At 75.2% G+C, this 14,447-nt stretch carries 10 protein-coding genes; 5 read left to right on the top strand and 5 right to left on the bottom strand.

The window, feature by feature from the left end:
• Positions 1 to 31 precede the first annotated feature (31 nt).
• Positions 32 to 1,261, top strand: coding sequence for a MalY/PatB family protein (locus EYB28_RS00120; protein WP_240930311.1), 1,230 nt, complete (start codon positions 32 to 34; stop codon positions 1,259 to 1,261).
• Between the two features lie 12 nt (positions 1,262 to 1,273).
• Here the strand turns inward: EYB28_RS00120 and EYB28_RS00115 are convergent, their stop codons facing one another.
• On the bottom strand, positions 1,274 to 2,029 hold the full coding sequence (locus EYB28_RS00115; RefSeq protein ID WP_166843812.1) for a M15 family metallopeptidase: 756 nt from the start codon (positions 2,027 to 2,029) through the stop codon (positions 1,274 to 1,276).
• A 113-nt stretch (positions 2,030 to 2,142) separates the two neighbouring features.
• Here EYB28_RS00115 and EYB28_RS00110 point away from each other — a divergent pair, with 113 nt between their 5' ends.
• Positions 2,143 to 4,146 carry a penicillin-binding transpeptidase domain-containing protein gene (locus tag EYB28_RS00110; RefSeq protein ID WP_240930310.1) on the top strand — a complete coding sequence of 668 codons (2,004 nt, stop codon included), beginning with the start codon at positions 2,143 to 2,145 and terminating at the stop codon, positions 4,144 to 4,146.
• 98 nt (positions 4,147 to 4,244) lie between these two features.
• On the opposite strand, the gene EYB28_RS00105 is transcribed toward EYB28_RS00110, so the two are convergent.
• Positions 4,245 to 5,498 (bottom strand): amidohydrolase, encoded by a 1,254-nt coding sequence (locus tag EYB28_RS00105; protein ID WP_166843809.1) that lies wholly within the window; start codon positions 5,496 to 5,498, stop codon positions 4,245 to 4,247.
• 104 nt (positions 5,499 to 5,602) lie between these two features.
• Positions 5,603 to 7,657: an NAD(+) synthase gene (locus EYB28_RS00100; protein WP_166843807.1), complete on the bottom strand. Its 2,055-nt coding sequence runs from the start codon at positions 7,655 to 7,657 to the stop codon at positions 5,603 to 5,605.
• A gap of 127 nt (positions 7,658 to 7,784) precedes the next feature.
• Here EYB28_RS00100 and EYB28_RS00095 point away from each other — a divergent pair, with 127 nt between their 5' ends.
• The 3 genes from EYB28_RS00095 (at position 7,785) to EYB28_RS00085 (ending at position 10,360) form a co-directional block, all read left to right on the top strand.
• Positions 7,785 to 9,059: an ATP-grasp domain-containing protein gene (locus tag EYB28_RS00095; RefSeq protein ID WP_166843805.1), complete on the top strand. Its 1,275-nt coding sequence runs from the start codon at positions 7,785 to 7,787 to the stop codon at positions 9,057 to 9,059.
• A gap of 105 nt (positions 9,060 to 9,164) precedes the next feature.
• Positions 9,165 to 9,902 (top strand): copper resistance CopC family protein, encoded by a 738-nt coding sequence (locus EYB28_RS00090; RefSeq protein WP_166843803.1) that lies wholly within the window; start codon positions 9,165 to 9,167, stop codon positions 9,900 to 9,902.
• 173 nt (positions 9,903 to 10,075) lie between these two features.
• Entirely contained in the window at positions 10,076 to 10,360 is a 285-nt protein-coding gene (locus EYB28_RS00085) for an HU family DNA-binding protein (protein WP_166843801.1), read from the top strand.
• A gap of 147 nt (positions 10,361 to 10,507) precedes the next feature.
• Here the strand turns inward: EYB28_RS00085 and EYB28_RS00080 are convergent, their stop codons facing one another.
• Positions 10,508 to 11,494: a hypothetical protein gene (locus EYB28_RS00080; protein WP_166843799.1), complete on the bottom strand. Its 987-nt coding sequence runs from the start codon at positions 11,492 to 11,494 to the stop codon at positions 10,508 to 10,510.
• A gap of 164 nt (positions 11,495 to 11,658) precedes the next feature.
• Positions 11,659 to 14,346, bottom strand: coding sequence for a lysylphosphatidylglycerol synthase transmembrane domain-containing protein (locus tag EYB28_RS00075; RefSeq protein WP_166843797.1), 2,688 nt, complete (start codon positions 14,344 to 14,346; stop codon positions 11,659 to 11,661).
• Between the last annotated feature and the right edge of the window lie 101 nt (positions 14,347 to 14,447).

The raw sequence follows: 14,447 nt of genomic DNA, 5'->3' as shown, positions 1-14,447 counted from the left end.
CTGAGTCGGCGGTGTCTGGTAGACCGGAGCCGTGACGACCGACGAGTCCGCCGTCGCCGCCCTGACGGCGCGCGACTGCCCCCTGGACCAGCTCACCCTCGACGACCTGCGCCGTCGCACCTCGGTGAAGTGGCGGGCCTACCCGCCCGACGTGCTGCCGTTGTTCGTCGCCGAGATGGACGTCCCCACGGCGCCCTTCGTGGCCGACGCCGTCCGGCGTGCCCTGGACGTGGGCGACACCGGCTACGACACCGGCACCGCCTACGCGGAGGCCCTGGCCCCGTTCGCCGCGCGGCGGTGGGGGTGGGTGCCCGACGTCCCGACCAGCCGCACCCTCCCCGACGTCATGGTCGCGATCACCGAGGTGCTGCGCGTGCTGACGGCGCCGGGCGACGCGGTCGTCGTCACCCCGCCGGTGTACCCGCCGTTCTACGCGTTCCCGCGCCACGAGGGCCGCCAGGTCGTCGAGGCGCCGCTCGCGCCGGACGGGCGGCTGGACCCGGGCGCGCTCGAGGCCGCGTTCGCCCGCGCCACCGGCGGCGGCTCCGGCCCGGGCAGCGGCCGCCGCGCCGTCCTGCTGCTGTGCAACCCGCACAACCCGGGCGGGGTGGCGCACACCCGGGACGAGCTGGAGGCGGTGCTGGCGCTCGCCGACCGCCACGGCGTGCGCGTCGTCGCGGACGAGATCCACGCCCCCTTCACGTTCGAGCGGGTGCGGCCCGGCGCCCCGGCGTTCGTCCCGCTGCTGTCGGTGGCGGGCGCGGAGCGCGCGATCGCGGTGCACTCGGCGTCGAAGGCGTTCAACCTCGCCGGGCTGCGCGCCGCGGTCGCGGTGGCCGGGCCGGAGGCGGCGGCCGACCTGCGCCGCATCCCGGAGGTCGCGGGGCACGCCGTCAACCACCTCGCCGTGCTCGCGCACGCCGGCGCCTACGCCGACGGCGACGACTGGCTCGACGCGCTGCTCGCGGGGATCGTGCGCAACCGGGAGCTCGCCACGACGCTGCTCGCCGACCACGCCCCGGCCGTGCGGGTGCAGCCGGCCGACGCCACGTACCTCGCGTGGCTGGACGTGCGCGCGGCGCTGCCGGACAGGGTGCCGGCGGGCGACGCGCACCGGTTCGTCGTCGAGCGTGCGCGGGTGGCGCTGGGCGACGGCGTGACGTTCGGCGCCGGTGGGGCGGGGTGGCTGCGGCTCAACCTCGCGACGTCACCCGCGATCCTCACGGAGGCGGTCGAGCGGCTCGGCCGGGCCCTCGGCTGACCGCCCCGGGGCCTATCTCGCGGACCTGTCGGCCTTCTCCGGCCCCTCGGACCCGTCGGGTCCGGCGTCGTCGGCGGGGTAGTCGGGCGCCGGCCCGGTCCCTAACGCCTCCTCGAGGGTGGTGGCGTCGCTGAGGCGCAGGTGGGACGCGAGCCCGACGCCGACGTACCGCAGGTGCCACGGCTCGGGCGCGTACCCGGTCACGGCGCGCTCGCCGGCCGGGTACCGCACGACGAACCCGTAGCGCCAGGCGTGCTCGCGCACCCACCGGCCGGACTCGGTCCCGCCGAACCGGGTGAACGGGGTGCCGGCCTCGGTGACGTCGGCGGCGAGGCCCGTCTGGTGCTCGGAGTGGCCGCTGCGGGCGGAGAACGTGTCGGCCTCGCGCCGTCCGTGGGAGGCGACGTACCGGTCGTAGAGGTCGCCCTGGTAGGCGGCGCTGCGGTAGCCGGAGACGAGCACCAGCTCGTGCCCGGTGGCGCGCTCGGAGGCGGCGGCGAGCTGCTCGAGCGCTCGGGCCGCCACGGGGCGGAGCCGGTCGTGGGCGCCGAGCGCGGCGACGTCGGGCCGGACGAGGCGCTGAGGGGCCCAGTCCCGCGGCGTGATCGGGTGGGTCTTGTTGACGAGGACCCACGGGTGGGCCGGGTCGTCCGCCGCGGCGAAGGTCACCTCGCCGAGCGAGGGTCCGGGCACCGGGAGCACGGCCTGCGCCGAGGTCCCGGCGGCCACGCCGAGGCCGGCGAGGGCCGTCGTGGTGACGGCTGTCACACAGATTCGTCGCAGCATGGACACATGACATCCGGGGGGCACGGCGACCAGGGTGCCAGTGAACCGCTACGCTCGCCAAGGTGCGCCGTCGGACCCGAAACGTTCTCTCTCTCGTGCTGATCCCCGGTCTCGCGCTGCCGCTGGTCGCCTGCAGCGGGCCGGACGTCCCGCCCCCGGACGACGTCGCGCACGCGCTCGCCGAGGCGCTCGCGGCCGTGGACGTGTCGGGCCTCCCCCTCGACGTCGGGGAGTCGGTCTCCCCGCAGACCCAGCTGTCGCAGGTCGTCGAGCCGCTCCTCGACGCCTCCGGGGAGCGGAAGCACGCGGTGAGCGTGGCCGACGTCGGCGACGTCACGACCACCGAGGGCGGGGGAGCGGAGGCGACGGCCACCCTCGCGTGGTCCTGGGCGGTGACGCCGACCGCGACCTGGGAGTACAGCACGGACGTCGACCTGACGTACGTGCCGCCGGCCGGGACGGCGGCGGCCGAGGAGGACGGCGCGGAGCCCGGGCAGTGGCAGGTCGTGTGGCAGCCGGACCTCATCGTCCCCGACCTCGCGCCCGGCGAGCGGCTCGAGGTCGAGCGGCTCGAGCCCGACCGCGCGGACATCCTCGACGGCGCCGGCGACCCGATGGTCACGGCCCGCGACGTGTGGCACATCGGTGTGGACAAGACGGCGGTCGAGGGCCTCGGCGAGGAGTCCGCGGCGCGCGAGCTCGCCGTCCTGGTGGGCCGCGAGCCCAACGTCTTCTTCGACATCGTGCAGGCCGCGGGCGACAAGGCGTTCGTCGAGGCGATCACGATCCGGAAGAAGAACTCGGGGGTCGACTTCACCGTCGACGAGGCGCTCGACATCATCGGCGTGGCCGCGATCCCCGACACCCTGGAGCTGGCCCCGACGAGCGACTTCGCCGCCCCGATCGTCGGGCGCGCGGGGGAGGCGACGGCGGAGGTCATCGAGGCCTCCGGCGGGGACGTGAAGCAGGGGGACGTCGTCGGGCTGTCGGGGATCCAGCAGTCCTACGAGGACCAGCTGGCGGGCGACCGCGGCGTCGTCGTCCGGGTGCTGCCGCCGGGGGCGGACGACGACGGCGAGGAGGTGCGCGAGGTCTTCCGCGTCGACCCCGTGGACGGGACCCCCGTGGCGACCACCCTCGACGTCGGGATGCAGAAGCACGCCGAGAAGGTGCTGTCGGACGTCGACCCGGCCAGCGCGATCGTGGCCGTCCGGCCCTCGTCGGGCGAGGTGCTCGCCGCGGCGAGCGGCCCGGGCAGCGAGGGCTGGTCCACGGCGACGCTCGGCCAGTACCCGCCGGGGTCGACGTTCAAGGTCGTGGACGGCCTGGCGTTCCAGCGCGCGGGCCTCGGCCCGGACTCGAAGGTCGAGTGCTCCCCGACGATCACGGTCGACGGCCGCGAGTTCTCCAACGTCCCCGGCTACCCGTCGTCGGCCCTGGGCACGGTGCCGCTGCGCACCGCGTTCGCCCACTCGTGCAACACCGCGATGATCGCCCAGCGGGAGAAGGTCGCCCAGAAGGACCTCACCGCGGCCGCCGCCGCGCTCGGGCTGACCGACGACGAGGACGTCGCCGCAGGCGTGGGCGTCCCGGCGTTCCTCGGCTCCGTCCCGGCGAAGGCCGGCGCCACCGAGCACGCGGCGTCGCTGATCGGCCAGGGCAAGGTGCAGGCCTCGCCGCTCGGCATGGCCACCGTCGCGGCGAGCGTCGTCGCGGGTGAGCCGGTGCGGCCGGTGCTGGTCCGCGAGACCGAGGGCGCCGGGGACGGCGGGGACGCCGAGGGCGAGGAGCCGTCGGAGTCCCCGGAGGCGTCCGACGGCGCCGAGACCGTGGAGGGCGGCGTGACCGCCGACGAGGCGGCCGTGCTCCGCGACCTCATGCACGGTGTCGTCACCGACGGCAGCGCCGACCTGCTGCAGGGCGTGCCGGGCGTCGTCGGCGCCAAGACCGGGACCGCGCAGTACGGGGACGGGTCGCGGCAGCACGTGTGGATGCTCGCCATCCAGGACGACCTGGCCGTCGCGGTCTTCGTCGAGGACGGGGACTACGGCTCCACGACGGCCGGCCCGATCATGAAGGACTTCCTCACGGGCCTCTGACCCGCCGCCCCCCGGATGCCGAACATGTGGTTGGTCCGGGATCGAGACCCTCGATCCCGGACCAACCACATTTTCGGCAACGAAGAAGGACATGGTCGTCAGCGGGCGAGACGCTCCGCCCGCTCGCGGACGTGCCCCGCGCCGCGCCCGCCGTCCGCCCCCGCCTCCCAGGTGTAGACCTCGGTGCCGGTGACGAAGACGTGCTCGGCGCGCGAGGTGACGTCGAGCGGGTCGCCCGACCAGACCACGACGTCGCCGTCGAGCCCCGGCGTCAGGGCGCCCACGCGGTCGTCGAGGCCCAGGAACGAGGCCGGGTTCACCGTCAGCGCCTCCAACGCGACCTGCGGGTCCAGGCCCTCCTTCACCGCGAACGACGCCTGGTGCACGAGGAAGTTGATCGGCACCACCGGGTGGTCGGTCGTGATCGCGACGCGGACCCCTGCCTCGGCGAGCCGGGCGAGGTTGCCGGTGTCGCGGTCGCGCAGCTCCACCTTGGAGCGCGAGGTGAGCATCGGGCCGTAGATGACGGGCACGTCGCGCTCGGCGAGGACGTCGGCGATCGCCGCGCCGTCCGTGCCGTGGTTGATCACGAGCCGGTAGCCGAACTCGTCGGCGAGACGCAGCGCGGTGGCGATGTCGTCCGCCCGGTGCGTGTGCTGGTCCCACGCGAGCTCGCCCGCGAGAACCCGTGCGAGGGTCTCGGAGCCCAGGTCCCGCGCGAACGGCTCGCCCTTCGCCGCCGCGGCGTCGCGCGCGGCCGCGTAGTGCTGCGCGTCGAGGAAGGCCTGCCGGATGACGGCCGCCACGCCGAGGCGGGTCGACGGCGCCTTCTTCTGCTCGCCGTAGACGCGCTTGGGGTTCTCGCCGAGCGCCGACTTCACCGACACGGCGTCGCTGATCACCTGCTCGTCGACGGTCCGCCCGCCCCACGTCTTGATCGCGACCGTCTGCCCGCCGATCGGGTTGGCCGAGCCCGGCTTGACCACCACCGAGGTGACCCCGCCCGCGAGCGCGTCCCGGAATCCCTCGTCCTCGACGTGGATCGCGTCGAGCGCACGCAGGTGCGCGCCGTCGGGCCCCGTCTTCTCGTTGGTGTCGTCCCCGGCCCAGCCCTCGGCCTCCTCGTGGACGCCGACGTGCCCGTGCGACTCGACGAAGCCGGGCAGCACCCACCGTCCGCCGACGTCCAGCGTGCGGACGCCGTCCGGGACGACGACGTCGGCGCCGACGGCGGTGATCACGCCGTCGACGACCAGGACGGTGCCGCCGTCGACCGGGTTGCCGTCCACGGGGACGACGTAGCCGTTCGTGAGGGCGACGGAGGAGCGGGTGGTGCGGATCGGTGCGGTCATCCCGCCATCATGCCGCCCCGCCCCCTGCCGAACATGGGGTTGGTCCGGGATTGACGGGCTCGATCCCGGACCAACCCCATGTTCGACACCGCGGAAGGGCATGGTCAGCCGGGGACGTTCGCCTCCAGCTCGGCCAGCCACGCGGCGGCGGTGGCGTCCGACGGCATCCGCCAGTCGCCGCGCGGCGACAGCGACCCGCCCGCGGAGACCTTGGGGCCGTTCGGGATGGCGGAGCGCTTGAACTGCGAGGAGAAGAATCGCCGCACGAACACCTCGAGCCAGTGCCGGACCGTCGGCAGGTCGTAGGCGGACCGCTCGTCGTGCGGGAAGCTCGGCGGCCAGGCGCCGGCCTCGGCGTCCCGCCACGCGTGCCACGCGAGGAACGCGATCTTCGACGGGCGCAGGCCGTGCCGCAGCGTCCAGAACAGGGAGAAGTCCTGCAGCGCGTACGGCCCCACCATGGCCTCGCTGGACTGCGGGGCCTCGCCGTCGGCGGTCGGCACGAGCTCCGGCGTGATCTCCTGGTCGAGGATCTCGCGCAGCACCTCGTCGGCGTCGCCGCCGATCTGTCCCGAGTCCGCGACCCAGCGGATGAGGTGCTGGATCAGGGTCTTCGGCACCCCCGTGTTCACGGCGTAGTGCGACATCTGGTCTCCGACGCCGTACGTGCACCAGCCGAGCGCCAGCTCCGACAGGTCGCCGGTGCCGAGCACGATGCCGCGGCGGTGGTTCGCGAGCCGGAACAGGTAGTCGGTGCGCAGGCCCGCCTGGACGTTCTCGAAGGTCACGTCGTACACGGCCTCGCCGTCCCCGGCGGGGTGGCCCAGGTCGCGCAGCATCTGCTCCGCCGCCGGCCGGATGTCCAGCTCCTCGAACCGCACACCGAGCGCGGTCGCGAGCCGGGTGGCGCGGTCCTTGGTGGCCGACGTCGTCGCGAATCCGGGCATGGTGACGGCGTGCACGTCCGTGCGGGGCAGCCCGAGCCTGTCCATCGCGCGGGCCGCCACGAGCAGCGCGTGCGTCGAGTCCAGGCCGCCCGAGACCCCGATGACGACCTTCGGCTGCCCGATGGCGCGCAGCCGCTGCTCCAGGCCGGACACCTGGATGCTGTACGCCTCGTAGCAGTCCTGGGCCAGGCGCTCCGGGTCGTCGGGCACGAACGGGAACCGGTCCACCGTGCGCCGCAGCCCGATGTCGCCCGACGGCGGGTCGACCGTCCATCCGACGGTGCGGAAGCCCTCGACCCGGTCCGCGAGGGCCCGGCGGTTGTCGTCGAAGCTGCCCTGCCGCAGCCGCTCCTGCCGCAGCCGGTCGAGGTCGACGTCGGCGACGGACCGCCGCGGGCCGTCCGGGAACCGCTCGGTCTCGGCGAGCTCGTCGCCCATCTCGTAGATCATCGTCTGCCCGTCCCACGACAGGTCGGTCGTCGACTCGCCCTGCGCCGCCGCGTACGCGTACGCGGCCGAGCAGCGGGCGCTCGCCGAGCGCACCATGAGGCGCCGGTCCTCGGCGCGGGCGACCGTGATCGGGCTGGCGGACAGGTTGAGCAGGACCGTCGCGCCCGCCAGCGCGGCCTCGGCGGACGGAGGGACCGGCACCCACATGTCCTCGCACACCTCGACGTGCACGGTCAGCCCCGCCACGTCGTCGGCGCGGAACAGCAGGTCGGGCCCGCAGGGCACGGGCCCGTCCGCGAACGGCAGGTCGACGGTGGCACCGCGCCGGTCGTCGCCCGGCGCGAACCAGCGCTTCTCGTAGAACTCGCGGTAGTTCGGGAGGTACGACTTCGGTGCGACGCCCAGCACCCGCCCCCGGTGCACGACGACGGCGCAGTTCAGCAGCCGGTTCCCGACCTCCAGCGCGGCACCGACGACGAGCATCGGCCGCAGCTCGGCGCTCGCGGCGACGATCTCCGCGAGCGCGTCGAGGGACGCCTCCAGCAGGGTGTCGGCCAGGTGCAGGTCGTCGATCGCGTAGCCGGGCACGCACAGCTCGGGGAAGACGGCCACGGCGACGCCGTCGTCGTGGCAGGCGCGCGCCTCCGTGAGGACGGCGGCGGCGTTCGCGGCGGGGTCGGCGACCGTCACGGGCACGGTGCACGCGGCCACCCGGGCGAACCCGTGGGCGTAGGCGGACGAGAAGTCGTTGCTGGCCGGCATGCCCCGAGCCTAAGAGGTGGGCGTGGCGTCCGGCCCGCCGGGGCGCCGCTGTGCCACGATCGGTGAACATGAGAATCGTTCCTATCTGCTCGCCGCTGTCCGCCACCGCTCGCCGGGCACCCCGCCCATGACCGTCCTGATGGTCGAGAGCTGGCTCCACTCGACCGGCCTCATGCTCCCGCCCCTGCTCGCGCGCCGTGGCCTGGACTACGTGCTCCTCACCCGCGACCCGGCGCTCTACACGCTGCCTGACGGGACGGCGCACCCGGTCCTCGACGGTGCCGCCGAGGTGGTCGTCACCGAGACCAACGACGACGACGCCGTCACCGCCGCCGCGCGCGACGTCGCCGCCGACCGCGCCGCGGCCGGGACCCCGGTCCGCGGCGTCCTGACCACCTGCGACTACTACCTGCCGACGGTGGGAGTCGTCGCCGAGGCGCTCGGCCTGCCCGGCCCGTCCGCCGCAGCGATGCGCACCGCCACGCGCAAGCACCTCGTGCGCCGGGCCCTCGCCGTCGCCGGCGTCCCGGACGTCGCTCACGCCGTCGCCGCCACCTGGGCGGACGCCCGCGCGGCCGCCGCCGACCTCGGCTACCCGCTCGTCGTCAAGCCCGTCGACCTGAACTCCGGGACGGCCGTGCGCCGCGTCGAGGACGAGGCCGGCCTCGCCGCCGCGTTCGCCGCCGCCACCGGGCCCGAGCGCAACTCCCGCGGGCAGCGCCTCGAACGGCTCGCGCTCGTCGAGCGCGTCCTCGACGGCCCCGAGTGCAGCATCGAGGCCGTCACCCGCGACGGCGTCACGCGGGTCGTCGGCATCACCGCGAAGTCCGTGACCGAGCTCGACGGCGCCTACGTGGAGTCCGGGCACCTGTTTCCCGCCCCGCTCGACGACGCCACCCGCGCCGCCGTCGAGCGCCACGTCGTCGCCGCGCTCGACGCCGTCGGCTACACCCACGGCGTCAGCCACACCGAGGTGCGGCTCACGGCCTCGGGGCCGCGGGTCGTCGAGCTCAACCCACGCCAGGGCGGCGGGTTCATCTTCGACCTGGTGCGGCTCGTGACGGGGCTCGACCCGCTGGGCGCCGTCGTCGACCTCGCGCTCGGGCACGCCCCGGTCGCGCACGAGCCGCCCCGCGCCGCGAGCGCCGCCGTCGCCTTCCTCCTGGCCGCCGACGACGGCGAGCTGCGCGCCGTCCCCGGCGGCACGGACCTGGCCGACGACCCCCGCGTCATCGCCCACCGGCTGCCGGCCCCCGGCCGGGTGGTGCGGCCGGCCGACAACAACGACCGGCTCGGCCACGTCATGACGGCCGACCCGCACGGTGGTGCCGCGAAGGAGTGGGCCGACGACGTCGTGGCGTCCCTCCGTCTCGACGTCGCCGCCGAGGCGCTCGCCGGCTGACGGCACGCCCGGCCGCGTGCCCAGGTTCACCGGGCTCGCCCGCGCCGCCGCCCCGGGGCCGACCGCCGGTCCCGGGGCGGTCCGCCCGCCGCTATCGTCGGGGCCGTGAACCCCCGACCCGGCGCCGTGCGGCGCCACCTCCCGGACCGCGTGACCCTGCTCGCCACCGCCCTCGCGACGGCCGCGGCGACCATGCTGGCCGTCGTCCTCCCCGAGACGCCCGCGGCCGCCCACGACCGGCTGGTCTCGGCCGACCCGCCCGACGGCGAGAGCCTCGACGAGCCGCCCTCCGAGCTCACCCTCACGTTCAGCGGTGAGCTGCTGGGCACGGGGGCGCAGGCGGCCGTGACGACGTCGGAGGGGACCGAGCCCGCCGACACGGAAGTCGACGGCGAGGTCGTCACCGTGACCGTGCCCGACGGGCTCTCGGGCGGCGAGTGGGTCGTCGGGTGGCGTGTCGTGTCGGCGGACGGCCACCCGATCGAGGGGGAGCTCACCTACGACGTCGCCGGCGCCGCGTCCGAGGAGCCCTCCCCGGCGCCGAGCGAGGAGCCGGCCGTCGAGCCGACCGCCGAGCCGACCCAGGAGGCGTCGTCGGGCGCCGCGGAGCCCGAGGAGACGGCCTCCGCCGCCTCCGGTCACCAGCACGGTGCGCCGGGCGCCGAGCTGAGCGAGAACGGGGAGGCGAACTGGACGATGTCGTGGCTGTTCGGCGTCGCCGTGCTCGCGGCCGTCGGCACCGCCGCGGCGGTGCTGCTGGCCCGCCGGCGCCGGGATCGGGACCTCGACGACGAGGATCCCGACGACCGTCCGGACGGGCACCGCGACGGCCCGGACGCCTGATCGACTCCGCCGGCGGGCGAGATCCACGCCGTATCGCACGCCACGCCCGCAAAAGTCGCAGGAATCCGCGGATGTTCCATAGTGTGTTCCCCGTCCTGCCGGCGAGCAGCCGTCAGGGCGGGAACGTGACGACGTGCGGGTAGCGTGCGTCGTGATCCGGAGAAGGGATGCACATGTCGCTGAACAAGTCCGAGCTCGTCTCGGCCATCGCCGCCAAGTCGGACGGCCTCACCAAGGCGCAGGCCGAGGAGTTCCTGAACGCCTTCCAGGCGGTGCTGGAGGACTCGCTCAGCAAGGGCGAGGCAGTCAAGGTCACCGGGCTGCTCTCGGTCGAGCGTGTCGAGCGCGCCGCTCGCACCGGCCGCAACCCGCGCACGGGTGAGGAGATCCAGATCCCCGCGGGCCACGGGGTCAAGATCAGCGCCGGCTCGGTCCTGAAGAAGGCCGTCGCCAAGTGATCCTCCGCTGACGCGCCGCACGTCGCCGCGTCAGCCGCACGAAGGCCCGCCGCTCGTCACGACGAGCGGCGGGCCTTCGTGCGTCCGCGCCGGGCCTCGCGCCGACGAGAACAACACCGTGGCCGTCTCCGAGGCCGATACCGGCGGTCAGGTGGTGCTCGTCGGCCGGGGCCGCCACCCGAGGGCTGCCAACGACCTGACGATCTGGGCACCGACCCGCCCTTCGACACGGAGGTCGCCGTGGGTCACCCGGACGACGACGGCCGACCCCGCCGTCACCATCGCGTTCTGCCGGGCACGGTCGTGGAACAGCGCCTGCGGTGCTGAGTGGACCCCGGCGCCGTCGGCCTCGACGACGAACCAGCGGCCGTCCGGCAGCAACCAGCCGAGGTCGCCGCGGCCGAGGAACCGGCCGTCGCGGTCCTCGACCCCGACCTGGAGCCGGTCCGGCGGGCAGCCGGCGTCGACCGCCTCGAGCCTGGCCCAGGTCTCCAGCGGGGACTCGGCGTCCTCGCGCGCCAGGCCCCACCAGTCGTGGGTCCGCGCCACGCCGCGGCGGCCGCGGGCGAGCTCGTGCGCGCGGTGCAGCCCGCCCCAGGTCACGATGCGCTGCTGGAGCGCGCTGTCGAGGACGGTGACTGCCTGCCGTCGGGCCCAGGTCGGGACGGCCTGCGCGAGAGCGAGCTCGGGGTCGATGACGGGCGCACCTCGGGCCCGCAGGACCCGCCCGGCCTCGTACTGCCGCACGACGACGCCGTCCCGCGCCCGGCCGAAGCGCCCGCCGTGCAGCGCTACCTCGGGGGTCAGGTCGACGGGCAGGCCGTGGACGCCGAGCAGGGCCAGGGCGCTCGCGCCCACGGCGACGGCCTCCGGGCCGTACGCGAGCAGCGCCGCCCAGACCCGCCGGCGGCGACGGTGGTCGAGCACGTCCGTGCCGGTGCGTCGCGCGGGCGGTGTCGGGTCGGTGTCGAAGACGGCGTGCGTCACCCGCGCCCACCGGCCAGCGGCCACGAGCCGGGCCCGCCGGGCGCTGCTCACGCCGTGCTCCTCGCACTGGCGGGCCGAGACGAGCCCTTCCTGCAGGAGCGAGAGGGCGACGAGGCGCGGCGGTGCAGGTGCGAATGGTCGAGGCATGCGAGCAGCGAACCAGCGGACCACCTGCCGCGGGACCGGCCGGAGCCGGGCTGTGGACGGACGCGGCCGGAGGGCATCCTCTGCGCGCGGCGCGACCGTCGTCGCGAGCACGACTTGAGGATCGCTTCCCGCGGAGATGACGGCGGTCAGGTGGTGCTCGGCCGCTAGAGCTCGCCCTTGCGCTCCAGGTAGCGCATCGCGACCCACCCGATGGGCACGCGGCCCCAGTACGTGACGACGCGGTACAGCATCGTCACGGAGAACGCGATGGACGCGGGGATGCCGGCGGCGGTGAGCCCGGCGGTGAGCGCGCCCTCGACGCCGCCGAGGCCGCCGGGGGTGGGCACCAGGGCGCCGAGGGCGTTGCCGACCAGGTAGATGACGGCGACGTCGATGAGGTTCAGGGACTGGCCGAACGCCGCGAGGGCCGCGTCGAACGCGAGCACGTAGCCCAGCGTCATGACGAGGTTGCCGCCGAGTCCGAGGGCGAGGCGGCCCGGCTGCCCGAGCATCTGCGAGAGCCGCGGCCACACCTGCTCCAGCGTGGGCCGCGCCTTCTCCCACGCCCAGCGGCGGGCGGCGGGCACGAGCAGTGTCGCGACGACGGCGAGCGCGACGCCGGAGATCGCGAGCAGCACCGTCGTGGACGGCAGCTCGATGAGCCCGCCCGGGCCGGAGAACATGGAGAGCACCACCAGCAGCAGCACGGTGACGACGAACTGCGACACCTGCACGAGCGCGACGGTGGCGAGGGCCATCGGGGTGCCGACCCCGCGCCGGGTGAGCATCCGCAGGTTGAGCGCGGCGGGCCCGATCCCCGCGGGCGCCGCCAGGGCCACGAACGACCCGGCCATCTGCGTCAGGGTGGCCCGCCACAGCGGCAGCCGCTCCGGGGAGAACGCCGTGAAGGTCAGCGCGGCGCCGAGCCAGGTGATGGCCCCGAGCAGGAACGCGCCCGCCACCCACCAGGGGTTGGCCTCGGCGATCGCCGCGGCGATCTCCTCGAAGTTCATCGTCGTGACGATCACCGCGACGGCGACGATCGTCAGCGTCACCATGAGGACGGTGCGTGCCCCGAACCGGGTGATGTTCTGCGGCTGGACGTCGGCCTGGGGGAGGCGCTCCACCAGTGCCTCGCGCAGCTCGTCGAGCAGGCCCTTGGTCTGGCGCACCTCGGTGCGCGTGGGGCTGGGCAGCGCGATGGTCTGCAGCAGCGGGCCGATCGCCGCGATGTCCTCGTCGGGCAGGGCCCGCACCGCCGACGCGAGGGCGCGGCGCGCGCCGACGCGCAGCGCGAGCAGTGCCAGCATCTGGGTGAGGTCGAGCCGCCGCGACAGGGTCGAGGACGCGATCTCGCCCTGCTCCCAGCCGGTGAGCCACACGTGGGGGTCGCCGCGCGTGTCGTCGTGCACGAGCACGACGTCGGGGGTGAGCGCGTGGTGCGTGAGCCCGGCGGCGTGCGCGCGGCGCACCTGCTCCCACGCCTCGGCGAGGACGGCGTCGCCCCGCTCGCCGTCGAGCCGGGCGTCCGGCAGGTCGCGCAGCGACACCGCGCCCCGGGCGTGCTCCTGGACCAGGACCACGGAGTCGTCGGCGACGCCGATGCCCTCGAGCCGCGGGGTGCGCACCCCGGCCGCCGACGCGGCGTACGACAGGAGGGCGATGCGCTCCGCCGCCGCCTTGAGGGAGATCGCGGCCCGGCCCTCGAGGCCGCGCAGGCGCAGGGCCCGCCAGAGCCGCTGCACCGTCGTCATGACCTGCCGGTCGCCGTCGAGCACCACGGCGTCGCGCCGCCGGCCGTCGTCGGTGAACAGCGCGTACACGCGGTTGTCGCCCGAGCGGGTCAGCGCGACCGCGGCCGGGTCGCTCGACGTCGTGTCGGGGCGCGCGGTCCGGCCCGGGCCGGCGCTGCTCGCTGCCCCGCCGCCGGCGGCGACGGGGGTGACGACGTCGCCCGCGACGTCGTACGACACGACGGCGTCGTCCGGTACGGCGTCGTCGGGGTCCTCCGCGTCGACGGCCTCCGACACGTCGCGCACCCGCACGAGCGCCGTCGGGCGGAACCCGGCGCGGCGCACCGCCGTGACGAGGTCGCCCCCGTACGCCCGCTCGCTGCGGACCCCGGAGACGTACTGCACGGCCTGGCCGGCGAGCCGGCCGAGCAGCAGCGCCACCAGGATGCCGGGCAGGGAGACCTGCCCGGTGATGAGCACGATGAACAGCGCGAGGTACAGCACGTTCCACGACCAGCGGACCGTGCGGCGCCGGGTGCGCGGCCCGGCGGTGGTCAGGAGCCCGGCGATGGCGGACACGTAGCCCGGCACGGTCAGCGTCCACGAGCCGTCGGTGAAGACCGACAGCCCCCGCACCAGCTCGGCGCTGCCGAAGCGCGAGATCGTCACGACGGCCACGACGCCGAGCAGGAGCCCCAGCGCGGCCGCGCAGATCGACTCGACGACCTGGCGGCCGAGGCGCCGGATCCCGAGCTCGACCAGCACCGCGGCGGGGACGAACAGGGTGATGAGGCCCTCGAGGACGGCCACCGGGACGAACAGGATCCGGGCCAGCAGGGAGCTGAAGCTCTGCACGTCCTGCGTGACGCCCTCGGTGGTGGCGTGTGCGACGACCGACAGCACGAGCACGAGGGCGATCCCGAGGGCGCTGGAGACCATGCCGAGCATGTCGGAGGGGTGGCGCACACGGGACTCGGGCGTGTCGACGACCCGCACCAGGTCGGTGTCGGCCCCGGGAGGGGGGACGCCCCCGGCGAGCAGCGCCTGGAGGGGGCCGGTGGGTGGCTGGGAGTCGTGCGACGGGCCGGGTGCAGGACCCGCTGCGCTCGCTCCGGACATACCGGCGAGTGTAGGTCGTACGCGCTGGTTCGGCCTGTGACAGCGGTGCCACGGCGGTGGTAACTTCGCCCCTCACGACGCGATCCGCGCCCGGAGTGTGA

Origin of the sequence: Isoptericola sp. BMS4, assembly GCF_011634835.1 — a bacterium.
In the GTDB taxonomy this organism is placed as follows: domain Bacteria; phylum Actinomycetota; class Actinomycetes; order Actinomycetales; family Cellulomonadaceae; genus Isoptericola.
The sequence above is the reverse complement of the archived record's forward strand: the minus strand, read 5'-3'. Positions and strand labels throughout refer to the sequence as shown.